Origin of the sequence: Liquorilactobacillus cacaonum DSM 21116 (genome assembly GCF_001436735.1) — a bacterium.
Lineage (GTDB): Bacteria > Bacillota > Bacilli > Lactobacillales > Lactobacillaceae > Liquorilactobacillus > Liquorilactobacillus cacaonum.
In genome coordinates this window covers 460,405-485,237 of record NZ_AYZE01000014.1, presented here as the reverse complement: position 1 = coordinate 485,237, position 24,833 = coordinate 460,405, and the positions used below count along the sequence as shown (strand labels likewise).

The 24,833-nt window shown below is 34.8% G+C and carries 24 protein-coding genes; 22 read left to right on the top strand and 2 right to left on the bottom strand.

The window, feature by feature from the left end; all coding sequences use genetic code 11:
* Nucleotides 1–118: 118 nt before the first annotated feature.
* From rimP to lepA, 14 genes are all read left to right on the top strand, one after another.
* A complete protein-coding gene (gene rimP, locus FC80_RS06240; protein WP_057829265.1) occupies nucleotides 119–592 on the top strand; it encodes a ribosome maturation factor RimP in 474 nt (157 codons plus the stop codon).
* Between the two features lie 22 nt (nucleotides 593–614).
* Complete coding sequence (nusA, locus tag FC80_RS06235) at nucleotides 615–1,700, top strand: transcription termination factor NusA (RefSeq protein WP_057829264.1); 1,086 nt, start codon at nucleotides 615–617, stop codon at nucleotides 1,698–1,700.
* Nucleotides 1,701–1,731: 31 nt separating this feature from the next.
* Entirely contained in the window at nucleotides 1,732–2,034 is a 303-nt protein-coding gene (gene rnpM, locus FC80_RS06230; RefSeq protein WP_057829263.1) for an RNase P modulator RnpM, read from the top strand.
* Nucleotides 2,024–2,329, top strand: coding sequence for a L7Ae/L30e/S12e/Gadd45 family ribosomal protein (locus tag FC80_RS06225; protein ID WP_057829262.1), 306 nt, complete (start codon nucleotides 2,024–2,026; stop codon nucleotides 2,327–2,329). Before rnpM ends, FC80_RS06225 begins: the two co-directional genes overlap by 11 nt.
* A 75-nt stretch (nucleotides 2,330–2,404) precedes the next feature.
* Nucleotides 2,405–4,747: a translation initiation factor IF-2 gene (gene infB, locus FC80_RS06220; protein WP_057829261.1), complete on the top strand. Its 2,343-nt coding sequence runs from the start codon at nucleotides 2,405–2,407 to the stop codon at nucleotides 4,745–4,747.
* 29 nt (nucleotides 4,748–4,776) lie between these two features.
* A complete protein-coding gene (gene rbfA / locus FC80_RS06215; RefSeq protein ID WP_057829260.1) occupies nucleotides 4,777–5,133 on the top strand; it encodes a 30S ribosome-binding factor RbfA in 357 nt (118 codons plus the stop codon).
* 144 nt (nucleotides 5,134–5,277) lie between these two features.
* A complete protein-coding gene (gene truB, locus FC80_RS06210; RefSeq protein ID WP_057829259.1) occupies nucleotides 5,278–6,186 on the top strand; it encodes a tRNA pseudouridine(55) synthase TruB in 909 nt (302 codons plus the stop codon).
* Between the two features lie 13 nt (nucleotides 6,187–6,199).
* Nucleotides 6,200–7,141 carry a riboflavin biosynthesis protein RibF gene (gene ribF, locus FC80_RS06205; RefSeq protein WP_057829258.1) on the top strand — a complete coding sequence of 314 codons (942 nt, stop codon included), beginning with the start codon at nucleotides 6,200–6,202 and terminating at the stop codon, nucleotides 7,139–7,141.
* 107 nt (nucleotides 7,142–7,248) lie between these two features.
* Entirely contained in the window at nucleotides 7,249–8,283 is a 1,035-nt protein-coding gene (hrcA, locus tag FC80_RS06200) for a heat-inducible transcriptional repressor HrcA (protein ID WP_057829257.1), read from the top strand.
* Between the two features lie 15 nt (nucleotides 8,284–8,298).
* Nucleotides 8,299–8,928, top strand: a complete 630-nt coding sequence (grpE, locus tag FC80_RS06195) for a nucleotide exchange factor GrpE (protein WP_057829256.1) — start codon at nucleotides 8,299–8,301, stop codon at nucleotides 8,926–8,928.
* Nucleotides 8,929–8,952: 24 nt separating this feature from the next.
* Nucleotides 8,953–10,803: a molecular chaperone DnaK gene (dnaK, locus tag FC80_RS06190; RefSeq protein ID WP_057829255.1), complete on the top strand. Its 1,851-nt coding sequence runs from the start codon at nucleotides 8,953–8,955 to the stop codon at nucleotides 10,801–10,803.
* Nucleotides 10,804–10,914: 111 nt separating this feature from the next.
* Complete coding sequence (dnaJ, locus tag FC80_RS06185) at nucleotides 10,915–12,036, top strand: molecular chaperone DnaJ (RefSeq protein WP_057829254.1); 1,122 nt, start codon at nucleotides 10,915–10,917, stop codon at nucleotides 12,034–12,036.
* 394 nt (nucleotides 12,037–12,430) lie between these two features.
* Nucleotides 12,431–14,485, top strand: a complete 2,055-nt coding sequence (locus FC80_RS06180) for a methyl-accepting chemotaxis protein (protein WP_057829253.1) — start codon at nucleotides 12,431–12,433, stop codon at nucleotides 14,483–14,485.
* A 273-nt stretch (nucleotides 14,486–14,758) separates the two neighbouring features.
* Nucleotides 14,759–16,582 (top strand): translation elongation factor 4, encoded by a 1,824-nt coding sequence (lepA, locus tag FC80_RS06175; protein WP_057829252.1) that lies wholly within the window; start codon nucleotides 14,759–14,761, stop codon nucleotides 16,580–16,582.
* A gap of 193 nt (nucleotides 16,583–16,775) precedes the next feature.
* Here lepA and FC80_RS06170 read toward each other — a convergent pair whose 3' ends face one another.
* Nucleotides 16,776–17,120 (bottom strand): hypothetical protein, encoded by a 345-nt coding sequence (locus tag FC80_RS06170; protein WP_057829251.1) that lies wholly within the window; start codon nucleotides 17,118–17,120, stop codon nucleotides 16,776–16,778.
* A gap of 13 nt (nucleotides 17,121–17,133) precedes the next feature.
* Nucleotides 17,134–18,093 (bottom strand): nucleoside hydrolase, encoded by a 960-nt coding sequence (locus FC80_RS06165; RefSeq protein ID WP_057829250.1) that lies wholly within the window; start codon nucleotides 18,091–18,093, stop codon nucleotides 17,134–17,136.
* Nucleotides 18,094–18,278: 185 nt separating this feature from the next.
* Here FC80_RS06165 and FC80_RS06160 point away from each other — a divergent pair, with 185 nt between their 5' ends.
* From FC80_RS06160 to FC80_RS09660, 8 genes are all read left to right on the top strand, one after another.
* Nucleotides 18,279–18,866 carry a TetR/AcrR family transcriptional regulator gene (locus tag FC80_RS06160; protein ID WP_057829249.1) on the top strand — a complete coding sequence of 196 codons (588 nt, stop codon included), beginning with the start codon at nucleotides 18,279–18,281 and terminating at the stop codon, nucleotides 18,864–18,866.
* Between the two features lie 144 nt (nucleotides 18,867–19,010).
* Nucleotides 19,011–19,508, top strand: coding sequence for a DUF3013 family protein (locus FC80_RS06155; RefSeq protein WP_057829248.1), 498 nt, complete (start codon nucleotides 19,011–19,013; stop codon nucleotides 19,506–19,508).
* A 23-nt stretch (nucleotides 19,509–19,531) separates the two neighbouring features.
* Nucleotides 19,532–20,428: a 50S ribosomal protein L11 methyltransferase gene (locus FC80_RS06150; protein WP_057829247.1), complete on the top strand. Its 897-nt coding sequence runs from the start codon at nucleotides 19,532–19,534 to the stop codon at nucleotides 20,426–20,428.
* A gap of 6 nt (nucleotides 20,429–20,434) precedes the next feature.
* Entirely contained in the window at nucleotides 20,435–21,193 is a 759-nt protein-coding gene (locus FC80_RS06145) for a 16S rRNA (uracil(1498)-N(3))-methyltransferase (protein WP_057829246.1), read from the top strand.
* 33 nt (nucleotides 21,194–21,226) lie between these two features.
* The gene (locus FC80_RS06140; protein WP_057829245.1) at nucleotides 21,227–21,553 is read left to right on the top strand and encodes a hypothetical protein; all 327 of its coding nucleotides are present in this window, start codon (nucleotides 21,227–21,229) and stop codon (nucleotides 21,551–21,553) included.
* Nucleotides 21,554–21,704: 151 nt separating this feature from the next.
* The gene (locus tag FC80_RS06135) at nucleotides 21,705–23,930 is read left to right on the top strand and encodes a RelA/SpoT family protein (protein WP_057829244.1); all 2,226 of its coding nucleotides are present in this window, start codon (nucleotides 21,705–21,707) and stop codon (nucleotides 23,928–23,930) included.
* Between the two features lie 14 nt (nucleotides 23,931–23,944).
* On the top strand, nucleotides 23,945–24,394 hold the full coding sequence (dtd, locus tag FC80_RS06130; protein ID WP_057829243.1) for a D-aminoacyl-tRNA deacylase: 450 nt from the start codon (nucleotides 23,945–23,947) through the stop codon (nucleotides 24,392–24,394).
* A 13-nt stretch (nucleotides 24,395–24,407) separates the two neighbouring features.
* On the top strand, nucleotides 24,408–24,833 hold a 426-nt coding region (locus FC80_RS09660; RefSeq protein WP_235807243.1), incomplete at its 3' end, for an alpha/beta hydrolase.

Genomic DNA, 24,833 nt, shown 5'->3' with positions numbered 1-24,833 from the left:
TATATGATATAATAATTATTGTATTTAGATAACTCGTTAGGAGTGAGCAGTGATGCTCGCTCTTTTTATTGCAACCACTAGGAGTGTCTTGTTGAGTAATAAAAAAGGAGGTTGACTTGTGAGTACTGTAGTTGAAACAGTAACTAAGCTTGTTACACCAATCTTGGAAGCTGATAATTTCGAATTGGTGGATATTGAATTTGTAAAAGAAGGTAAAAGTTGGTATTTAAGAGTTTTTGTTGATAAGGAAAACGGAATCAATATTGAAGAATGTGCATTAATAAGTGATAAGTTAAGTGAAAAACTAGATGAGTGTGATCCAGACCCTATTCCACAAGCTTATTATCTAGAGGTTTCTTCGCCTGGGGCTGAAAGACCGCTAAAAAATGAAAAAGATTATGAACGTGCTTTAAATAAATATATTCATGTTTCGCTTTATCAACAATTTGCTGGAGCAAAAGTTTTTGAAGGAACTATGACAGAATTATCAGAAAGTTACTTGAAGTTAGAGTATATGGACAAAACACGCAAAAAAGAGGTTGAGATACCGCGTGAAAAAATTGCTAAGGCCCGTTTGGCTATTAAATTTTAGATTCAATAAGGAGAAAATTTAGATGAGTAAGGAATTACTAAATGCGTTAGATGCATTAGAAGTCGAGAAAGGAATTAAGAAGGATATTGTTTTAGAAGCTTTAGAGGCCGCACTTGTTTCAGCTTATAAGCGAAATTATGGACAAGCTCAAAATGTAGAAGTTGAGTTTGATAAAACTCGTGGAGACCTTCATATTTTCGCTGTTAAAGAAGTTGTTTCTGAGGTTTTTGACTCACGTCTAGAAGTTAGCCTGGAAGAAGCTTTACAAGTAAATCGTGCTTATGAGATTGGAGATACGATAAGATTTGAAGTTACTCCAAAAAACTTTGGGAGAATTGCTGCACAAACTGCTAAACAAGTAATTATGCAACGTGTTCGTGAAGCAGAACGCGGCATTGTTTATGATGAATACATTCAGTATGAAAATGAAATTGTAACTGGAGAAGTTGAGCGCCACGATCATCGCTATGTCTATGTTAACTTAGGAAAAGTTGAAGCTGTTTTGTCCCATCAAGATCAAATTCCTGGTGAAGAATATAAATCACACGATCGGATTAAGGTTTATATTTATAAAGTAGAAAATACTTCAAAAGGGCCACAAGTTTTTGTGAGCCGTTCACATCCTGATTTATTGAAGCGTTTGTTTGAACAAGAAATACCTGAAATTTTCGATGGAACTGTCGAAATTATTTCAATTGCACGAGAAGCAGGTGACCGTGCTAAGGTTGCTGTACGTTCCCATAGTGATGGAGTTGATCCTGTTGGAACTTGCGTAGGCCCAAGAGGTGAAAGAATTCAGGCAATTGTTAATGAACTCAAGGGTGAGAACATGGATGTTGTTGAATGGCGTGAAAATCCAGCTGAATTTATTAGCAACGCACTTAATCCAGCAGAGGTGATTGAAGTAAGGTTTAACCCTGAAAATGAACGTGCTTGTACTGTTATTGTTCCAGACAATCAATTATCACTTGCAATCGGGAAAAAAGGTCAAAATGCTCGTTTGGCAGCACGCTTAACAGGATTTAAGATTGATATAAAATCAGAGTCAGATTTTGCCAAAGCTACAGAAGAAGTGTTAAATACAGATTCGGTAACTGAAGAAGATTAATTCTTGATTCTTGAGTAAAGGAGATGATTAGATGGTAAAACAACGTAAGATACCAATGCGAAAAGATATTGTTTCCGGAGAAATGATGCCTAAAAAAGAACTAGTTAGGATTGTGAAAAATAAAGAAAACGAAATCAGTATTGATCCAACTGGAAAAAAAGCGGGTCGAGGTGCATATATTTCTTTAGATGTTGCTATAGCAAACAAAGCAAAGGAAGAACATACTTTCAATAAGGCTTTTGGCATAAAAGTGACAGACGAATTTTATGATGAGTTAATTGCGTATGTTGATCATCAAGTTGCACGTAAGGAGCTTTTTGGAGATGCTCGATAAGAAACAAAGAGCTTTGCAGTTACTTGGACTCGCAAGAAGAGCAGGCAAGCTAACTACAGGTGAAGAAGGAGTTCTTAAAAAAATAAGAACTAAAAAAGTAAAGTTAGTTTTTGTTGCTAGTGACGGTTCAGAGGCAACTAAGAAAAAATTTATAGACAAGTGTACAAGTTATCAGATTGATATAAATTGTGATTTTACAAAGCAGGAACTTAGCTCAGCAATCGGAACAAGTCGAACAATAGTTGCGGTTGATGATTTGGGTTTTAGCAAAAAAATGATGATGATATTGAAATGAAGCTTTTACCATAAAGGTTTGGACTATCTAATCTGTAGGGATATAAATTAGATAGCGAGATTGGAGCGTGAATACATGGGAAAAAAACGAATTTATGAATTAGCAAAAGAATTGAATGTCAGTAGTAAAGTTGTGATTGAAGCAGCTAGAACAAAAGGTTTTACTGTGAATAACCATATGTCAACAATTGGAGATAATGAGGAACGTCAAGTTAAAGAGGTTCTTCTAAAAAAAGGTTCTGCAGACAATGGGAACGTTACGAAAAAAAATTCGGTAACAGAATCAAAAAATTCGAAAATTTCAAATGAACCAAAGCGTTCTCCACGAAATAATAATAGTAAAGAGGCCGGACCAATTCAAAATACAGTAAATAAGAATAATAATAAACCACAATATACACAAAGCAATACTAGAAAGACAACATCAAGTACTCAAACAAATGAAACAACGAATAATACTAACAAGGGAAATAGTTCTCGATTTGAAGGTAAATCGAATAACAGTTCACGTTCAAATAGTTTTGGACAAAATAGATTTGGCGGACAAAATAACAATTCACAAAATAAGTTTAGTAATAAGAAAAAGCGCAAGAATAAAAAGAATACTCGGTTCCAAGATAACAAAAAGCCTGCGGTTCCACCTCGTAAAAGCAAGCCACTTCCAGAAGTACTTATTTATTCAGTGGGAATGAATGTTGCTGATATTGCGAAGAAAATTCATCGTGAACCAGCTGAAATTATCAAGAAGTTGTTTATGATGGGTGTGATGGTTAACCAAAATCAATCTTTAGACAAGGATACAATTGAAATTTTGGCTGATGATTACGGCATAAAGGCTGAAGAGAAAATTGAAGTTGATGTTGCCGATATTGATAAATTTTTTGAAGATGAGCAAGGCAACACTAAGCATCTTGAAAATCGTCCACCAGTTGTTACAATTATGGGACATGTTGATCATGGTAAGACTACCTTGCTTGATAAATTAAGACATACTCATGTTACAGATGGTGAAGCAGGTGGAATTACACAACATATTGGTGCTTATCAAGTTAAGCATGATGGGAAAATAATTACTTTCCTAGATACACCAGGTCATGCGGCATTTACTAATATGCGTGCGCGTGGAGCTGATATTACTGATATTACTGTATTGGTTGTGGCTGCTGATGATGGTGTGATGCCACAGACAATTGAAGCAATTAATCATGCTAAAGCTGCCGAGGTTCCTATAATTGTAGCAGTTAACAAAATTGATAAACCAGGTGCGAACCCTAATCATGTAATGGAACAATTAACTGAATATGAACTTATTCCAGAAGATTGGGGCGGTGAAACAATTTTTGTTGAATTGTCAGCTAAATTTGGAAAAAACCTCGATGAATTATTAGATATGATTTTACTACAGGCCGAAGTTCTTGAATTACGTGCGAACCCTAAGCAACATGGTGCTGGTTCAGTTATTGAAGCCCGTTTGGATAAAGGAAAAGGAACGGTTGCTTCATTGTTAGTACAGCAAGGAACATTGCATGTTGGTGATCCAATTGTAGTTGGTAATACTTTTGGTCGTGTACGTACTATGATTAATGACAAGGGACAACAAATCACGAAAGCATTGCCTGCTACACCGGTTGAAATTACAGGTTTGAATGAAGTACCAGATTCTGGTGATCGTTTTATCGTCTTTAGTGATGAAAAAACTGCACGTGCTGCTGGTGAAGAGCGTGCTAAACGTGCATTGTTGAAAGAACATAGCAATACACAACATGTGACACTAGATAATCTTTTTGATTCGCTTAAAGAAGGTGAATTAAAGGAAGTTAATGTAATTATTAAAGCAGATGTTCAAGGCTCAGTTGAGGCTCTTGCTGGAAGTTTGAAGAAGATTGAAGTTGAAGGTGTCAGAGTTAATATTATTCATCAAGCTGCTGGTGCAATCAACGAAAGTGATGTGACGCTCGCTGAAGCTTCTAATGCGATTATTGTAGGTTTCAATGTTCGCCCAACCCCACAAGCTAAATTACAAGCTGAAAGCGATAGCGTTGATATTCGTTTGCATCGTGTTATTTATCAAGCAATTGACGAAATTGAAACTGCAATGAAGGGAATGCTTGAACCAGTCTTTGAAGAAAAAATTATTGGTCAGGTTGAAATCCGTGAAATCTACAAAGTTTCGAAGGTTGGAACAATTGGTGGTGGATATGTTACTGATGGATATATTCAACGAGACAGCGGTGTCCGAGTAATTCGTGATGGCATTGTTATTTATGAAGGTAAGTTAGCTTCATTAAAACGTTTTAAAGATGATGTCAAGCAGGTTAAACAAGGCTTTGAATGTGGTGTCATGGTTGAAAAGTATAATGACATCAAGGTTGGAGACCAAATTGAAGCATTTATTATGGAAGAAGTTCCAGTTGAATAAATAAATTTAGAAATTATGGAGGAAACGTAATGGCACAAAATTATCGTGTTGGTCGTTTGTCTCAAGAAATCCAGCGTGAAGTTACAGATATTTTGATGAAACGAATTCGTGACCCAAGGGTGCAAGGAATCACGATTACTGGTGTTGAGGTCACGGGTGACTTACAGCAAGCAACAATCTATTACAGCATTCTTTCTGAACTTGCATCTGATGGTGAAAAAACACAGATTGGCTTAGAAAAGGCTAAAGGATTGATTCGTAAGGAATTAGGATCTAGATTAAGTATTTATGTGACACCTGAGTTGTTTTTTGAAAGAGATCGCTCGGTTCAATATGGTGATCACATAGATGAACTTTTAAATAAATTAAATCGTCCTGAAAATTGAAAAAGGGCGTCGTTAAGTTTTGGATTACTTTGAGGTTGAATTAAAAAAAATATGTTTATCTAGTAAAAAAAGGGAGCCAAGTCAAATTATCTTTGACCCAGCCCCTTTTTTTAAAATGGTTCATGTATAATTTGGAGGAAAAGAATGGATGGGATTATTCCAGTATATAAAGAACGAGGGATGACAAGTACTGATTGCGTTTTTAAATGTAGGAAAATTTTTAAAATGAGACGTATCGGTCATAGTGGAACTCTTGATCCAAATGTTGATGGTGTGTTGCCAATTTGTGTTGGAAAAGCAACAAAGGTCGTTAATTATCTGATGGACTCAGGAAAGATATATATTGGTGAAATTACTCTAGGCTTTGCGACGACTACAGAAGATTTAGATGGTGAAGTTGTAGAAGAAAAGCAGTTAAGCCAACCATTCACTACTGAAGAAATTAATGATAAAATGGGAGAGTTAACAGGCGATTTAATTCAAATCCCACCAATGTATTCTGCGATTAAGGTAAAAGGCCGCAGATTATATGACTATGCGCGTGCTGGAGATGCAGTAGAACGTCCAAAAAGAAATATTCATATTGATTATTTTAAACAAACAAAAAAGCCAATCTTTGATCATGAAAAAGGATATCAAAAAATATTTTTTGAGGTTGGTTGTGGTAAAGGGACATATATAAGGACACTAGCAGTGGATTTAGGGAAAAAACTTGGAGTTCCAGCGGTTATGTCAGATTTATCACGTTTGTCAAGTGGCGGTTTTACAATTGGACAGGCTGTTAAGCTCGAAGATTTAAAAAAGGCAGCCGAAAATGGTGTCTTAGATAGCAAGTTATATCCAACAGATTATGCTTTAACTAAATTTTTTCATGTTGAATTGAATGAAAAGCAGTGGCTAACTGTAAAAAATGGTGGCTTTTTGTTTCCTAGTGAAGTTGGAGTTGAAGAAAACAAAATAGTTTTGATGTTTGAAGATAAAGCTAGATGTATTTATAGATACAATGAAGAAAAAAAGAGATATCAACCAGAACAGATGATTGATTTAAATTAGAGGAGAATTGAAAGTGGAAGTAATCAATTTAAGTGAACCTTTTAATAAATCTTTGTTACCATCGGGCAATGTTGTTTTAGCATTAGGCTTTTTTGATGGTTTGCACCGAGGACATCAAGCAGTGATTCAACGAGCAAGAGATGAAGCACTTAAAAGAAATGTTAAATTGGCAGTGATGACTCTTGATATACATCCATCAATTGCGTTTCAAGGTGTGGCTGAGCAAGATGTAAAGTACTTAACTACCTTAAAGCGCAAGAATGACTTGTTTGAGAAATTTCATGCGGATATCCTCTATATTGCAACGCTAAATGATTTACTGGTTAAAATGGGACCAGAAGAGTTTGTTGATAAATATATGGTTGGTTTGAATGCCATTGCTGTAGTGGCAGGGTCAGACTATACTTATGGCAAAAAAACAATTGCTAATATGGAAACACTTGTTAGCTATGCAAAAAAGAGATTTGAAGTTATTGAGGTCCCGCATTTAACAGAAAATAAGGAAAAAATAAGTTCAACCCGGATAAGGAAAGCACTTTCTGTTGGTGATATTACAACTGCAAACAGATTATTAGGATATCATTATCAAAATAGTGGCGTAGTCGTGCATGGTGAACAACGTGGCAGGGAACTTGGGTTTCCGACGATTAACATTGAAGTTGGAGCAAAAGAATTAATGCCAGCAGAAGGAATTTATGCTGTCAAGGTTTCAATTGTGGGCAAAACAGTTTTGGGAATGGCATCAATCGGACGTAATGAGACCTTTGGGGAAGGACGTCAAGTTACGTTAGAAATAAATCTACTAGATTTTTCACAAATGGTATATGGTGAACAAGTTTTAGTTAGTTGGTATAAAAATTTGAGAGACCAAGTGAAATATACTGGTGCTCAAGCTTTAATTAAACAGTTAGAGCAAGATGAAGAAGATACACGAAACTTTTTTGAAAAAAACTAGAAAAAATCGATAATTGGGAGTACTTTCTTGACTTATGATAATAGTTCTTGTATATTAATAATTGGCTTAGCACTCTAAGAGGCTAAGTGCTAATCGAGGTGATTGAGATGCTTACTGAGAGACAATTATTAATTCTTGAAGCTATTGTCCAAGAGTATACTACTATTGGAAGGCCTGTTGGATCAAAATCATTGGGAGAACATTTACCAATGCAAGTAAGTTCTGCGACTATCCGTAATGAAATGGCAACATTGGAACGTCTGGGATTTATTGGCAAGGAACATTCTTCTTCTGGTCGTGTACCTACCTTGCAGGGCTATCGTTATTATATTGATAACCTTGTTAAGCCTGATATTGTTAATCAAAAACAACTTGAAAGTATTAGAGCCACATTTGGCAACAACTTTTATAAAATTGATGAAATTGTTGCTGAGTCAGCTCGTATGCTTTCGGACATGACTAATTATACGGCGATTGCTTTTAAGCCTGAGGCTAAAAATATTAGGTTTCAGGGTTTTAGGATACTTCCAATCGGTAATCAACAATTGATGATGATGCTTGTCACTAGTGATGGAAATATTGAAAGTCAATTATTTAATATTCCCCAGGGATTAAGTGGTGATGAGATTGAAGCTGTGATTCGGGTAATAAATGATCGCATAGTTGGCTTGCCAATTGATCAAGTCACAGATAGATTGCATGAGACAATTCCCCTGTTATTACACTATGTTCAAAGGCCAATCGGATTTCTGGATATTTTTGGAAATATTTTAGAGCGGGCGGCCCGTGAACAGTTTTTTGTAAGTGGTAAGCTGAATTTGTTGAATTTTGTTGGTGAAGCAGATGTAGGCCAAATCAAGGAGCTTTACTCGTTGATTGAACATTCTGAGGATATCAATAATTTGATTGATACCACTGCCGGAAAAATTCAAGTTAAAATTGGTGCAGAACTGATTAACAGTTCATTAAGCAACTATAGTTTGATTTCAACCACTTATGATGTAGCGCAACATGGTCAAGGTTTAATTGCTCTACTAGGACCAACTAATATGCCGTATTCGAAGATGATTGGGCTTGTCCAGACATTTCAAGAAGAATTGGCACGTAAATTATTAGATTATTATAGTTTTTATGATGATTAGAAAAGGGGTGTTTGTTTGTCAGAACAAAAAGGAAGCGAAGAAAAGCAAACTCAAAAAGCTGATGAAGAAGCTTCAGTAACTGAAGAGACTGTCAAAGATCAAAAAAGTCCAGAAGTAGATGAAAGTAAGACTAACGAGGAAATACCTGAAACAGAGACTCAAAAGACTGAAGATTCTAAAGAAGAGGCATTGGAAAAAAAGTTAGCTGACCTTCAAAAAAAATGTGATGACTTTGAAGATAAATATCTTCGTGCTGAGGCAGAAATGGCTAATATGCATACACGATTTAAGAAGGAACAAGAAAAATTATTGCGTTATGATGGTCAAGGACTTGCTAAAGAAGTTCTTCCTGTTATTGATAACTTAATCCGTGCACTACAAATAGAAGTTACAGATGATGCCTCAATACAATTAAAAAGAGGAATTGAGCTTGTTTTTAATGACATGGAAAAAGCTTTGAAATCAAATAATGTTACAAAGATTGAAGCACTTGGTCAAAAGTTTAATCCGAGTCTTCATCAAGCAGTTAAATCTGTTCCTGTTGAAGAAGGTCAAGAATCTGAAACAGTTGTTGAAGTATTTCAAGATGGCTATATGTTAAAGGATCGTGTTTTACGACCTGCAATGGTAGTTGTCGCACAATAAAAATTTTGAAAGAGGTTGAAATTAATGTCAAAAATTATTGGTATTGACTTAGGAACAACTAACTCAGCAGTTGCTGTTCTTGAAGGAAAAGAAGCAAAAATTATTACTAACCCTGAAGGAAATCGTACAACACCATCAGTTGTGTCATTTAAAAATGGAGAAACACAAGTCGGTGAAGTTGCTAAAAGACAGGCTATTACAAACCCTGATACAATTGCCTCAATCAAGCGTCATATGGGTGAAGCTGGTTATAAAGTTAAAATTCAAGACAAGGAATATACGCCACAAGAAATTTCTGCGATGATTTTACAATATATCAAAGACTATGCAGAATCATATCTTGGCGAAGATGTTACACAAGCTGTAATCACTGTACCTGCTTACTTTAACGATAGTCAACGTCAGGCAACAAAAGATGCTGGTAAGATTGCCGGATTAAAAGTTGAACGTATTGTTAACGAACCAACAGCTGCTGCTTTAGCATATGGTCTTGACAAGACAGATCGTGATGAAAAAATCTTAGTATTTGACCTTGGTGGTGGGACTTTCGATGTTTCTATCCTTGAATTAGGTGATGGTGTCTTTGAAGTACTTTCAACAAATGGTGATACATTCCTTGGTGGCGATGACTTTGATAACAAGATTATGGAATGGTTAGTTGATGAATTCAAGAAGGAAAATGGAATCGATCTTTCAAAAGACAAGATGGCAATGCAACGTTTAAAAGATGCAGCTGAAAAGGCTAAAAAGGATCTTTCAGGAATTACTAGTGCACAAATTAGCTTACCATTTATCACAGCTGGTGAGAGTGGTCCACTTCATTTGGAAAAGACATTGACACGTGCTCAATTCGATAATCTAACAGCTGATCTTGTCGAAAGAACTAAGATACCTGTGCGTAATGCATTAAAGGATGCTGGACTTTCAATGAGTGACATCGATGAAGTTATTTTAGTTGGTGGTTCAACTCGTATCCCTGCTGTTCAAGCTGCAGTTGAGGCTGAAACAGGTAAGAAACCTAATCAATCAGTCAATCCTGATGAAGCAGTTGCTTTAGGTGCTGCTATTCAAGGGGGGGTTATCACTGGTGATGTAAAAGATGTTGTCTTGCTTGATGTTACACCATTATCACTTGGAATTGAGACAATGGGTGGCGTGTTTACAAAATTAATTGATCGTAACACAACTATTCCAACAAGTAAGTCGCAAGTCTTTTCAACTGCTGCAGATAATCAGCCTGCTGTTGATATCCATGTTTTACAAGGAGAACGTCCAATGGCTGCTGACAACAAAACACTTGGTCGTTTCCAATTGACTGATATTCCTGCAGCACCTCGTGGAATTCCACAGATTGAAGTTAAATTTGATATTGACAAAAATGGGATTGTAAATGTATCAGCTAAAGATCTTGGCACAAATAAGGAACAGAAGATTACGATTAAGAGTTCATCTGGTTTATCTGATGAAGAAATTGATCGAATGGTAAAAGAAGCACAAGAAAATGAAGAGACTGATAAAAAGCGTAAAGATGAAGTTGATTTGAAAAATGAAGTAGACCAATTACTCTTTACGACAGACAAGACATTATCAGACATCAAAGATAAAGTTTCTGAAGATGAAATCAATAAAGCAAAAGAAGCTCGCGATGCATTGAAGAAAGCGCAAGATGAAAATAATGTTGAAGAAATGAAGACTAAAAAGGATGATTTGACAAAGATTGTCCAAGATTTATCAGTTAAGTTGTATCAACAGGCTCAAGAAGCACAAGCTCAAGCAGGTACAGATACAACTGCCGAGGGAAATGCTGAAAAGAATGATGATGATAACACTGTTGAAGGTGACTTCAAGGAAGTTGATCCTGACGACAAAAAATAGTCGCTAACTGATAAAAAGTCAAAGACCGTGGTTTGGACTTTGGCTTTTTATTTAGCTATTATTGTGTTACGCTTGGTTAGGCAAACAGCTTATTTATGATGGAGGGTTAAAATGGCAGAAATCAGAAATCCGTATGAGGTTTTGGGTGTATCCAAAGATGCCTCTGCCGCTGATATAAAAAAGGCTTATCGTAAGCTATCAAAAAAATATCATCCGGATTTAAACAAAGAACCAGGAGCAGAAGAAAAATTTAAAGAGATCAATGAAGCATATGAAATTCTAAGTGATCCACAAAAGAAAGCACAATTTGATCAATATGGGTCAACTGGTGGTCAACAAGGATTTGGTGGATTCTCAGGGCAAAATGGTGGTTTTGGTGACTTTGGTGGTGGCGGATTTGAAGATATATTCAGTTCGTTCTTTGGTGGCGGCGGTTCATCACGCAATCCAAATGCACCAAGACAAGGACGCGATTTGCAGTATGAAATGGATTTGACCTTTGAAGAAGCAATCTTTGGTAAAAAAACAAGTATTCAATATACACGTGACTCGCTTTGTAAAACCTGTGATGGAAGTGGTGCTAAACCTGGAACGACTCCTGAAACCTGCAAGCGTTGTGGGGGAAGCGGTGTTCTTCGTGTAAAGCGTTCGACTCCTCTTGGGCAGGTTGTTACGCAACAAGAATGTGATGTTTGTCGTGGAACAGGGAAGATTATCAAGGAAAAATGTGAGACTTGTCATGGTGATGGCCATGTACATGAGAAACACGAGGTCGAAGTTTCTATCCCTGCTGGAGTTGAAGATGGTAATCAAATGCGCCTTCAAGGGCAAGGAGAAGCCGGTGAAAATGGTGGTCCCTATGGAGATTTGTATGTTGTCTTCAACGTTGCTCCAAGCAAAATTTTCAAACGTGATGGAGCAAATATTTATTTTGATATGCCAATTAGTTTTGTTCAGGCTACCCTTGGTGATGAAGTTACTGTAAAGACTGTCCATGGGGATGTTCAGATGAAGGTGCCGGCTGGTACTCAATCAGGAACTGTTTTCAGGCTTCGTGGAAAAGGTGCACCACATCTTAGAGGTAACGGAAACGGTGATGAACAGGTAACTGTTAAGATTCAAACACCAAAGGGATTAAATCAAAAGCAAAAAGAGGCATTGCATGCTTTTGCAGAAGCAAGTAATGAACGTTCTGAGTCTTTCTTCGATAAATTGAAGAAGCATAAAAAATAATTAGTATTGAAGTGTTATTAAAGTAACCAGTTGATACTAATACAAAGATTACGAGACAGATATTACTATGAAGTAATCCACGATTAAATAAAGGGGCTGCATCAAAATGTATTTTTGATGCAGCCTTTATTGGTTCTTTGGCAAATTCTGTAACTAGTTAAAGTTTATTTGGAATCAGAAGTTAATTAACTTCTGGTTCTTTTTTTATTTTGTAGATTTAATACACATTAATTATTTGCGTTGCTTAACAGGGAAAACATCGTTGGTAAATAGCGCTGTTGTTTTTAATTAATTTTGATATTTCAAGTATTAAAAAGTATTGGTTCTGTAAAGGTTAAATATCTTTTTTTTAGTCCGATACTTTAATATAGTAAATAATTTGGAGGTTTTATAGTTGAATAGGAAAAAAAATAAGAGCGTTGGTAACATCTTTGCAATATTATTAATAATTGTTGCAATTTTACCCATACTAATTATGTTGGTAAGTTCATATACTAATACATACAACTTATTAATTAACAGAATTAGTTTGAGTAGAAAAGATGCGGTTGAGGCTGCATTAAGCAATAGAGCAGAATTAAGAAAACAAGCTAATCAGGCTTTATCTGGCTTAGCAAGTCAAAAGGTTTTCAAGAGTACTAGTTTTGATATGAATAAAATTAAGGAAAGTATTGCTACTGCAGAAAAAGAAAATCGGACTATCAAAAATGCAATATTTTCTGATTTGAATGGCAATTATGTCGCTAATAGTTCGTCTTTAAAAGGAAATTATGATCCCACTGTTCGTCCTTGGTTTAAAGGTGCAGTAAAAAAAGGAACCGGTGTTTACTGGGCTAAACCAACATTATCGTCAACGGGAGATGGCTATGTTACAACTGTTTCTGAGGTAATTAAAAATAGTAAAGGGCAAAAGGGTGTACTATCATTTAACGTTTCTTATGGAATTGTTCAAAGCGGAATAAAGCATGTAGGCGTGGGTAGGACTGGAAATGTAATGTTGGTTTCTAATGGAGGAGTAGTGGTAGCTTCCAAAAATAGTAAACTTATCGGTAAAAGTATTAAAAATACATTGCTTTATAAAACAGTAATGAATTCTAAAAAAAGAAGTGGAAGTGTTATACCTAGAGGAGATTCTAAAGTTCAAAGTGTTTATTTTGATAAAGGTAGCTCAGATAGTTTAACTTTTGCAGTTTCTCAAGTTAAAAAAGTTGAATTGAACCAAGAATTGGGAGCATTGATTCAAAATACTATAATTATTTCGCTGATAATGATTGTAGTTATAATTATATTATCAATTGTAATTACTAGAATTATTAAGCAAATTTTTGAAATTCTTAAAGAATACTTTGAGAAGACAGGCAAAGGTGAATTTGAAATTATTCAAGTTGAAAAACTTAAGGAGAAAAAGATATTAGGGATTTCTAGAAAAATGGTGCAACCTAATGAATCGGGAAATGAACTCCAAGTTTTAAGTAGTAATTTCAATAAAATGGTTAATTCTATCGCTGATCTTGTAACTAAGGTACAAGCGGAGAGTAGTAATGTTTACGATAAGTCAGATGAGCTATTATCACTAGCTAAACAAACAAGTACTGCTACAGAAGAAGTTGCTAAAGCAACAACTGGTGTTGCCAAAGTCACAAGTGTACAAGCACAGGACACAGAAAAAAGTGTTGAGCAGGTTCAAAATCTCTCTCAAATTGTTCAAGAATTACGTGGTAGTGTGTTACAAGCAACCGATAAGAGTGGTAAAGCTGCAAAATTAAATGAAGAGAATATTGCAATTTCCAAACATGTGAATGACAATTGGAATAACGAACTTGGTCAAATGAGAACGTTGAGTAAATCAATGGGTGAATTAAATAATAACGTAAAAAATATTAATAAAATAATTGGGGTTATTAATGGGATTTCGCAGCAAACTAATTTGTTAGCATTGAATGCCTCAATTGAGGCGGCAAGTGCAGGAGAAGCAGGTAAAGGATTCTCAGTAGTTGCGAGTGAAATTAGGAAACTTTCTGAACAGACTAAAGATTCAACACATGAAATTGAGAAAATCATCGGAATAATAACTGAACAATCGGACGTAATGGTTGGACAAACAGGAAAATCACTTGAGGGTGGCGAAAAACAGGCAGAATTGATTGGGCGTGCAATTGAATCTTCTAATGAAGTTTATTCGATAAATAAGGATGTTGTACAAACAATTCAAAGTATAGAAGTTGCAAGTGGAGATCTTGAAAAAATTCAGGATGAAGTTCTTAAAAACCTTGAGAGCATTTCGGCTTCTACTGAGGAAAACGCTGCTGGTACAGAGGAAGTATCAGCAAATTCAGAAGAAGTTTTAGCAACAATGGAAGAACTTACGCTTACAGTTGCAGATTTACAAAAGGGATCTAAGAAATTAAAAGATAATTTGAAAGAACAATTTAAAATAATTAAAAAATGATATGTGTCTAAATTTTTTTGAGTTAACCAGAAAATTTTGACTTATGGAATATGTTTTACGCGAACTAATTAGAGAGGTTGGGTCAAAATTTAACTTTTGGCACGACCCCTTTTTTTAGTTCATAAAAATGATGATTGATTATCATTTTCACCATATAGCAACAAGAGAAAATTTAGCGCCTTTGTGAATAGTTACGACTACATTGTATTTAGTCATATAGCTTGATATAATTACAACTAGGAACATTTCGAGTAGGAAAGTAGGAAATAATGCATGGATGTTGAATTATTAAGAGAACGTCAAAAAAGAATTCGTAATTTCTCAATTGTTGCACATATTGATCATGGTAAGTCAACCTTGGCTGATCGAATTTTAGAATTGACCGAGACGGTATCAAAAAGAGAAATGCAAGCACAGCTTCTCGATTCAATGGAACTAGAGCGTGAGCGTGGAATCACAATTAAATTAAATGCGGTTGAACTTAATTACCATGCTAGAGACGGAAAAACATATATATTTCACTTAATTGATACGCCTGGACATGTTGATTTTTCATACGAGGTTTCAAGGAGTCTAGCTGCTTGTGAAGGGGCAGTCTTAGTTGTTGATGCAGCTCAGGGTGTGGAGGCACAAACCTTAGCGAATGTCTATTTAGCCTTAGATGATGATTTGGAGATTGTACCCGTCATTAATAAGGTTGATTTACCTTCTGCACAACCTGAAGTAGTTAGACAAGAAATTGAAGATGTGATTGGTTTGGATGCTTCTGAAGCTGTTTTAGCAAGTGCAAAACAAGGCATTGGGATTGAAGAGATGCTTGAAAAAATTGTTAAAGATATTCCTGCGCCTGAAGGAATGCTTGATGCACCATTAAAGGCCTTGATTTTTGATTCCGTATACGATGATTATCGTGGTGTTGTCTTAAGTGTACGTGTCTTTGAAGGAGTAGTAAAACAAGGTGATCGTATTAGATTAATGAATAGTGAAACTGAATATGAAGTTACTGAAGTGGGTGTTAATTCTCCTAAACCAATCAAGCGCGAGTTGTTAATGGCTGGTGATGTAGGTTATTTAACTGCGAGTATTAAGGATATTCAAGATACTCGAGTAGGTGATACAGTTACCGGGGTTGCCAATCCAGCTGATAAAGCATTAGCGGGATACCGTGAAATGAATCCGATGGTTTATTCAGGATTGTATCCAACTGACAATGCAAAATACAACGATTTAAGAGAAGCACTGGAGAAATTACAGTTAAATGATGCGGCTCTTGAATTTGAACCAGAAACGTCAACAGCGCTTGGCTTTGGTTTTCGCTGTGGTTTTTTGGGCTTACTTCATATGGATGTTGTTCAGGAAAGGCTTGAAAGAGAATTCAATATGGATTTGATTACAACGGCTCCATCTGTAACTTATGATGTTGAGTTGACCGATGGCAGTCATAAAATTGTATCAAATCCGGCTGAAATGCCAGAAACAACAGAAATTAAAGTGATTAATGAACCGTTTGTCAAGGCGACAATCATGGTACCAAATGACTATGTTGGAGCAGTTATGGAACTGTGCCAAGCAAAACGAGGAAAGTTTGTTACAATGGAATATCTGGACGAATATCGGGTTAATGTAATTTATGAGATGCCTTTATCAGAAATAATTTTTGATTTTTTTGATAAATTAAAATCTAATACAAAAGGATATGCGTCGCTTGATTATGATCTTGATGGCACACGTCCTGGAGATTTGGTGAAAATTGATATTTTATTAAATGGTGATAAGGTTGATGCACTCAGTTTTATTGCTCATCGTGAGTTTGCTCCACAAAGGGCAAGGGTAATCACAAGTAAATTAAAAGAGATAATTCCTAGACAAAATTTTGAAATTCCAATTCAAGCTGCAATTGGTGCAAAAATTATCGCAAGAACAAATATTAAAGCTTATCGTAAAGATGTTACAGCTAAAATTCATACTGGAGATCCTGATAGACGCGCTAAGCTTTTAGATAAACAAAAACGTGGTAAGAAACGAATGAAATCAGTGGGAACTGTTGAAGTTCCACAAGAAGCATTTATGGCAGTTTTAAAAACAAATGAAGATTAGTTTTTGTAAAAAAAATGTAAAAATCGTAAATGCTTGGTAAAACTGGTTTAAAAAAATTTTTTTGAAGATATAATAAAGTTATCCTCAAATTCACACAAAAAGACTGAACTGCCAAAATAAAAAAGAGTCTCGACATTTTAAGTTGAGACTCTTTTTTATTTTATTATTATTTAAAGCACATCCTTGATATAATTTAAAAAATAAAAAAGCTTGCGATACTTATGATGCCAATTCCAATGATTAGTACTAAAGAACTAATCCAAGTTTTCCCTGCTTTAAATTTGAAATTTGCTAAGGACATCAAAACTGTAATAATCCCCGTAATGAAAAAAAGTAGGTAAATTTGTTTCAGTGGCAAAAAAATTTCAATCAGAAGTAAACTAACTAGTAATATTAAAACTCGTGTGTTACGGTACCAAGTAATTCTCCCAAAAAAAACACGAAAATAGGAAAATGTAGTATCTTTTTCCACTGCAAGATATTTAAGGATTAACAGAATTATCCAAACGATATACAATCCTAAAGCAATTTTTGTCATTTTTGTCCCCCAATTAATGGTTTTCAAATAATGTAGTAAGCCGTTCCATGAATTTGGTAATAAAGCGCAACACATCAACATTTATTGCAGCTTGAGTAGTTGTAGCAGGGATATTTAAGCGTGCTTCATCACCAATTGTTCTTCCTTCAAACGGTGCTATTGTATCAACTTTAATATTCAAATAAACTGTTTGCAAGAGGTTTGGCTCAAGGGCTGCCGCTACAGCAAGTGGATCATGAAGTGCACAACCACCAAGATGTGGATTAGTTTGTTTATATGCATCAATATAATAATCAACTAGATCTGCATATACTTCACCAGCTTTTGTGTGTAAATTGCGCCAAATTTGTGTTTCATTACGTGTCAGTAATGTTCGAGTTGTAACATCTAAACCGACCATTGTTAAGGGAATATCAGATTTAAAAACTTCATCAGCTGCTTCAGGATCTTGGTGGATATTCGCCTCTGAAACAGGACTGACATTACCTGGAACAGTTAAGGCTCCCCCCATCAAGGTTACATGACCAATCAACTTTGTAATTGTAGGATCCTTTTTAATCGCTGCAGCCAAATTAGTCAGTGGTCCAGTTGGAACGAGTAGCAAATCCTTTTGATATTTATGAATTGCTTCAATTAAGAAATCCACACCCGATTGTTTTTCGATTTTTTTAGGAGTATGTTTGATTTTTAAATTTGCGATACCGTTATTACCATGGATTCGAGCACTTACAGGCTGCACAGCAAAGTTTGAAGTTGTTGAAGAATGGGATAAGCCTTCATAGACAGGCACATTGCTAGCTCCTAAAAGGGCAAGTAAATCTAGACTATTTTGAGTACCTTGTTCAACTAAAACATTGCCATATGAACCAATAATACCAATAAGATCACAATCTTGGTCAGCTAACGCATAAGCGAGTGCTAATGCATCGTCAATTCCTGTATCTAAATCTAATATCATTTTATATTTAGCCATTTAATTTGTTGCCTCCAATAATCTAAGAATTTCATTACATATTATATTATCAAAAAAAGGTAACTGTTACTAGATAATTTAGGTTGATTAACAATTGTAACTAAGCGTTTAGCATGGTATACTCATAGTTACTTTTAGTATACTTGTTGTATTGTAATGAATATAATTTTAGTGAGGTGATTTTTTTGGGGCAAGTTGAGCGTAGATTTGAAATGAGACAATTAAAAAAGCAGGACCTATTGGATGCAGCGCAAAAATTAATATTTGAACAAGGTTTTAATAAGACCAATATTGATGAAATCGCTAAAGAAGCAGAATTCAGTAAAAAAACACTCTATACTTATTTTAATAGCAAAAATGAGATATATTATTTGATAATGTTAAGAGGATATCAAAAATTGCTAAAAGCTATTCAGTCACAGTATCAAAGAGACTTTTCCAATAATTTGTATAATCGCTTTGAAAGCTTTTGGAAAATAATTAAACAATGCTCTCAACATGATAGGGGCTATTTAGAAGCTATTCATTATTTTTGGCAATATAATGAAAAAGATCAGGTTGATTATCAGACAGGAGAATATAACCAGTTAAAGGAAGAATTGCTTGACTATATAATGGAATTTTTTAATGATACTGATAAAAATAACAAAGTAAAAAGTGAATTGACTTGGGGCTTTATATTGAGTGCGCTTACCAATAAAACTCATGATGAGATGGTGCTTCAAAGCTGTTATGAGCTATTGTGTTCAATGGTTGAGAAAAAAAGTGTTTAAAAAGTAGCTAACAAAAAATATATGAATAAATAAGTTGTCACAAGCAAAAGGAACTATTACTATTAATATTAAGTAACGTTTTTGTTAGAATTTTTAATGGCAAATAATTGTTAAGAGAAAAAATTTTTTGAGGGTGGTGCAGGGATGGTACAAAGTCTAAGTGAATTTTTAACAACAGGACTTGCTGATTTAGGATTCGATGGGGGATTAGACTTACTTTGGGACAAAGAAGAAAAAACTTTTACAGTTGAAATAACATTTAGAATTGAACAAAAGGGACAACATTTTTTACTTGATCTAACAGGAGATAATTCTACAGAAAATCCTATTGATTTTGTAGACGCTATTTTGTTGTATGACAATACCAAGCAAGAATTAAATATGACCGATAATGATGATTACCTAGCTTGTATTGGTTATGATGGGCTTAATGGATGGACAAAAGCTCGTGGTGTTGCCTTTTTAGAATATTTAAAAGTAATCTTGGTATCTAGCAGAGAAAATCTTAAAAAATTTCTAGGTAATGAAGATAATTTAGATTTTTTATTAAACTTTGAATTGAAGTGGTCAGAAGAAACATTTGAAGAACTGGTTAAGAATAAACAAAAAGTTATTAGTGGTACTTTGCCCTATATAAAGTAGAAATTGATTTGGAGGACTTTGATTTGCAATGGGATAAATTAACAATCAAAGCAAGTAATGAGTTACAAGCACCAATTGAAAATATTTTATTAGATTTAGATGCACAAGGAATTGAAAAAGATGATACTGAATTTTTGAGTAATCAGGATAAGCAAATTAATATCAGTGGTTTTTTTGAACTTCAACAAGAGATTAGTAACAAGCTCGATTTAATTAAGAAAAAGCTCTTAGAACTTGAAAAATATGGATTCAATACACAGGGAATCGAATTGGTTAGTCAAATCATTGATGATGAAACATGGAAAAATGAATGGGAAAAATATTATCATGTTCAACGAATTACCAATTTTTTGACAATTGTACCTTTCTGGGAAGAATATAGAAAGACAAAAGATTCTGAGATTGTCATCAACTTAGATCCGCAACAGGCTTTTGGAACCGGAACACATCCTACTACTATACTTACTTTGCAGGCACTTGAGTCACATTTGCGAGGAAATGAAAGGGTATTTGATGTGGGAACTGGTACTGGTGTGCTGAGTATTGCAGCTAGTCTTTTAGGGGCAAAAGAAATATATGCTTGCGATATTGAAGATGATTCGCTTATTTCGGCTAAGCGAAATTTGGAATTAAATAAAAAGGTTACCAATGTTGAACTTGAATTGAGTAGTCTATTAGATAAAGCAAAAGGCAAAGCAGATTTAATACTTGCAAATGTATTGCCTGAAGTCCAGGCAATGTTATTGCCACAAGTTGAAGCTCATTTGAATAATAATGGCATGATTATCATGTCAGGGATTATTCTTGAAAAAGAAGCAGCTATGAGATCTCTGATTAAGGAGAACGGCTTAGAGATTATGGAAACATTAAGTGATGGAAAATGGATTGCAATTACTGCTAAAAAAACTCAGGAGGGCTAAATTATAATGCAACGTTATTTCATTGATAGCTCTGAAATAGTTGATGAACTTATCTTGCCTTCTGAAATTTATCATCATGCGATTAGAGTAATGCGGATGCAAGAAGGTAGTACTTTTGAATTAGTTTTGCGAAACCAAGAGATAGCTGTAATGCAAATTAGCAAGTTAACCAAGGAAACAGCAAGCGCAAAAGTCATTAACTGGCTACAACAAACTGTTGAATTACCAGTTCCCACAACGATTGCTTGTGCAATTTCAAAAAGTGATAAAGCTGAATGGATAGTTCAAAAAGGAACGGAACTAGGTGCAAGTAAATTCATCTTTTTTAATGGGGAATTTTCAGTTGCAAGATGGGATCAAAAAAAAGTTACTAAGAAAATTGAACGGCTATCTAAGGTAGCGCTAAATGCAGCGCAACAGGCACATAGAAGTAAAGTTCCAACAATTGAATACTATCAAGATATTACTGCTATTGATTTTAGTAATTATTCACATAAAATCGTTGCGTATGAAGAAGCAGCAAAAAAAGGTGAAAAAAACAATTTAACTAAATTAATGATGTCCTTACAAGATAGTCGTTTGTTAGCAACTAAAAGTGAATTAATAGCAATTTTTGGTCCAGAAGGCGGGATTTCTACTAAAGAAGTGAATTACCTAGGCAAACAAAACTTTATTTTTGTAGGTCTTGGGCCAAGAATTATGCGAGCAGAAACGGCGCCATTATATCTGCTTTCGATACTTTCATTCACATTAGAATTAGGGTAGAATATAGACAATATAAGTAAGTGAGGATTTCTAATGAGTTCAAAAAAAATAATTTCACTAGCAACAGTATGGTATTTGGCATTCGCAACAGCAGTAGCAATCGTTGTACCAATCGTTTTTAGTTTTATGGATTTAACAGATGTTCAGAAATATACGTTTGCACTTTTTGGTATTAATGTGATATTTGCAATTATTTCCGGATTGATTGTAGGTATCAAAAAACAACCAATTATATACTTGATTTTTTTCCCAATTTTGTATTTGATTGGTGTAAAAATGTTTTTTGAGAATTTTGCATATTATGTTGCAATTATATATTTGTTAATTAGTTTTTTATCGTATGGAATCGTAAAAGACTAAAAAGAATTAAAATCATAGTACAATAAAACTAAGGAGAAAATGTGTTTGAAAGGTTAGAAAACTTTTATCGCATTTCTTTTTATTATAGGCAATGTTTGTTAGTTGAATTAAAAAAAGAGACTAGGTGTAGTTGATTTTGGGAGTGGACGTTATGGAAAAAGAAACAAATTGGAGTGCAGATGATGTAATTAAAGGTGTCCAGCAATATATGAATGCAAAGCATGTTGCACTGGTAAAAAAAGCTTATGACTTTGCAAACTATGTGCATAAAGAGCAACGACGCCAATCTGGTGAACCATATATTATTCATCCAATACAAGTAGCTGGAATACTTGTTGATTTGAAAATGGATCCTGCAACCGTTTGTGCAGGATTTCTTCATGATGTTGTAGAGGATACTCCGGTTACCTTGGGAGACTTGGGCGAGCTTTTTGGCAAAGATGTTGAAATAATTGTTGATGGTGTCACTAAGTTAAGTAAAATCGAATATAAATCACATCAGCAGCAATTGGCAGAAAATCATCGTAAATTATTGTTGGCGATGTCAAAGGATTTAAGGGTAATCATTGTAAAGTTGGCTGATCGTCTGCATAATATGCGAACACTCTCTCATTTACGCCCTGATAAACAACGTAGAATTGCGAATGAAACTTTAGAAATATATGCTCCTTTAGCTGATCGTTTAGGTATTAGCACAATCAAATGGGAACTAGAGGATGTTTCTTTACGTTATCTAAACCCACAGCAATATTATAGGATAGTTCATTTGATGAGTTCTAAAAGAACTGAACGTGTTGAATATATAGACAAGGCAATTATAGATATCGAAAAAGCTATAGCTGACTTGAATATCGACTGTGAAATTTATGGTAGGCCAAAGCATATTTATTCAATTTATCGTAAAATGAAAGATCAACATAAACAATTTAGTCAAATCTATGACTTACTTGCGGTTAGGGTGATTGTCCATTCAATAAAAGATTGTTATGCTGTCTTAGGCGCGATTCATACCCAATGGAAGCCAATGCCCGGACGTTTTAAAGATTATATAGCGATGCCCAAAGCCAATATGTATCAATCGCTACACACAACTGTAATAGGTCCAAAAGGGCAACCGTTTGAGGTTCAAATTAGGACATCTGAAATGCATCGTGTTGCTGAATATGGGATTGCCGCACACTGGGCGTATAAAGAAGGTAAAACAGATGCTATCTCAAGTGATGATACGGGAACAAAACTTAATTGGTTTAAGGAAATCATAGAATTACAAGATGAAAGTACTGATGCTGCAGAATTTGTTGAGAGTGTAAAAGGTGATTTGTTTGGAGATCGGGTTTATGTCTTCACCCCTAAAGGTGATGTTTTTGAACTTCCAAAGGGTGCTGGTCCTTTAGATATGGCATATTCAATCCATACAGAAATTGGTAATAAGACGGTTGGGGCAAAGGTTAATGGCAAGATTGTTCCCCTCGATTATCAGGTGAAAAATGGCGATATTGTTGATATCTTAACTTCAACAAATTCGGCGGGGCCGAGTCAAGATTGGTTAAAATTGGTACACACCAATAAGGCTCGTAACAAAATTAAACGGTTCTTTAAACAACAAGATCGTGTTGAAAATATTGATAAAGGAAAAGAAGTAATTGATGAGAATTTGCTTGAAATGGGTTTTGAACCTAAGGTTGTATTAACAAATGAAAATATTGCAAAGGTTTTAAAAAAGCGAAAATTTTCAAGTGCGGATGATTTATTTGCAGCAATTGGTTTTGGTGAAGTGGCTCCTTTAGGTGTTATTAATATTTTGACTGAAAAAATAAGGGCTGAACAAGAATCTAATCGTAAACGTCAAGAAGAAAAGGCGCTACTTGAAGATCATAAAGAAATTACTAACGATAATATTCAAAATACGCAGAAGTCAAAAAATGGTGATGGAGTTGTAATTGCCGGAGTAGATAACTTATTAGTTAGATTAAGCCATTGTTGTAATCCAATTCCAGGTGATAAAATTGTAGGCTATATTACGAAAGGGCGCGGTGTTTCTGTGCATCGTGTAGATTGCCCAAATGTAAAAAATGCGGAACAAACAGGAAGTAGGTTTATTGATGTAGCCTGGAACGTTGCAGCAGAAGCACAAAACTTTTACAATGCGGATTTACAAATTCAAGGATATAACCGCTCGGGATTATTGAATGATGTATTACAAGCTTTAAATAATAGCACGCGTCAATTAAATTCTGTTAACGGACGGGTAGACAATAATAAGCTTGCCACAATGGAAGTTACTGTAGGAATTCGTGATGGAATACATCTGCAAAGGGTTATTGATAATATTAAAAAAGTGCCAGATGTTTATGTTGTAAAAAGGACAATTCATTAAGGAGTAATAGTTAATTGAAAGTTGTAGTTCAAAGAGTTACTAAAGCAAGTGTTTCCATCAAAAACATCGTTTATAACAAAATTACGAATGGCTTTTTGTTGCTAGTAGGATTTGAGGAAGGTGATGGAGTTTCTGAAATCAATTATATAGCACACAAGATTAGTCAGCTGAGAGTTTTTTCGGATGAAACAGGCAAAATGAATTTAAATATTCAGCAGATTAATGGCGAAGTTTTATCAATTTCTCAATTTACACTTTATGCTGCTCTAAAAAAAGGTAATCGACCAAGTTTTACAGCTGCTCAAGATCCCAAGAAAGCAAAAGATAATTATGAAATTTTTAATACTGTTTTGCGACAAGAGGTGCCAACTGTTAAAGAAGGAATTTTTGGAGCTGACATGCAAGTCGAATTAGTTAATGATGGACCCGTAACAATTATATATGATACAGATAATTTGATATAGGGGAGGAACCAAAGTGCGTCTAATCTCACTTGAAAAAGAAGCCCAAGAATTCAGTAAAAAAAGAGAGAATGTTTTTGTTCCAACAACTTTTGGAGTTAAGGTAATTCGAGAGCGATTTGAACTGGAGCAAAGAACAAAAACTTATTTGCATGATGCAATTATTTTGGAAAAATCTTTAAAAATCGAAAATGAAGGATGTATCAATATTCACCTGGTTTTACCAAATGAAACGACGAATGAAAAATTTCCTATCGTATTTTATGTACATGGCGGACAATTTATTTCTGGAAGTGTCCAAACACATAATAAATTAATCCGAGAACTTGCTAATAGAGCACACGTGGCAGTGATTTTCCCAGAATATTCATTGGCACCAGAAGCAAAAAATCCTGAAGCACTGAATGAATTGAAGAGAGTGTTTGCCAACTTACCAAAGCTT

Bases quoted from the DNA above. Each gene is read 5' to 3' on its own strand.
- nusA (WP_057829264.1), top strand. From the start codon at position 615: ATGAGTAAGGAATTACTAAATGCGTTAGATGCATTAGAAGTCGAGAAA.
- rnpM (WP_057829263.1), top strand. From the start codon at position 1,732: ATGGTAAAACAACGTAAGATACCAATGCGAAAAGATATTGTTTCCGGA.
- FC80_RS06225 (WP_057829262.1), top strand. From the start codon at position 2,024: ATGCTCGATAAGAAACAAAGAGCTTTGCAGTTACTTGGACTCGCAAGA.
- infB (WP_057829261.1), top strand. From the start codon at position 2,405: ATGGGAAAAAAACGAATTTATGAATTAGCAAAAGAATTGAATGTCAGT.
- rbfA (WP_057829260.1), top strand. From the start codon at position 4,777: ATGGCACAAAATTATCGTGTTGGTCGTTTGTCTCAAGAAATCCAGCGT.
- truB (WP_057829259.1), top strand. From the start codon at position 5,278: ATGGATGGGATTATTCCAGTATATAAAGAACGAGGGATGACAAGTACT.
- hrcA (WP_057829257.1), top strand. From the start codon at position 7,249: ATGCTTACTGAGAGACAATTATTAATTCTTGAAGCTATTGTCCAAGAG.
- dnaK (WP_057829255.1), top strand. From the start codon at position 8,953: ATGTCAAAAATTATTGGTATTGACTTAGGAACAACTAACTCAGCAGTT.
- dnaJ (WP_057829254.1), top strand. From the start codon at position 10,915: ATGGCAGAAATCAGAAATCCGTATGAGGTTTTGGGTGTATCCAAAGAT.
- lepA (WP_057829252.1), top strand. From the start codon at position 14,759: ATGGATGTTGAATTATTAAGAGAACGTCAAAAAAGAATTCGTAATTTC.
- FC80_RS06170 (WP_057829251.1), bottom strand. From the start codon at position 17,120: ATGACAAAAATTGCTTTAGGATTGTATATCGTTTGGATAATTCTGTTA.
- FC80_RS06165 (WP_057829250.1), bottom strand. From the start codon at position 18,093: ATGGCTAAATATAAAATGATATTAGATTTAGATACAGGAATTGACGAT.
- FC80_RS06155 (WP_057829248.1), top strand. From the start codon at position 19,011: ATGGTACAAAGTCTAAGTGAATTTTTAACAACAGGACTTGCTGATTTA.
- FC80_RS06145 (WP_057829246.1), top strand. From the start codon at position 20,435: ATGCAACGTTATTTCATTGATAGCTCTGAAATAGTTGATGAACTTATC.
- FC80_RS06140 (WP_057829245.1), top strand. From the start codon at position 21,227: ATGAGTTCAAAAAAAATAATTTCACTAGCAACAGTATGGTATTTGGCA.
- FC80_RS06135 (WP_057829244.1), top strand. From the start codon at position 21,705: ATGGAAAAAGAAACAAATTGGAGTGCAGATGATGTAATTAAAGGTGTC.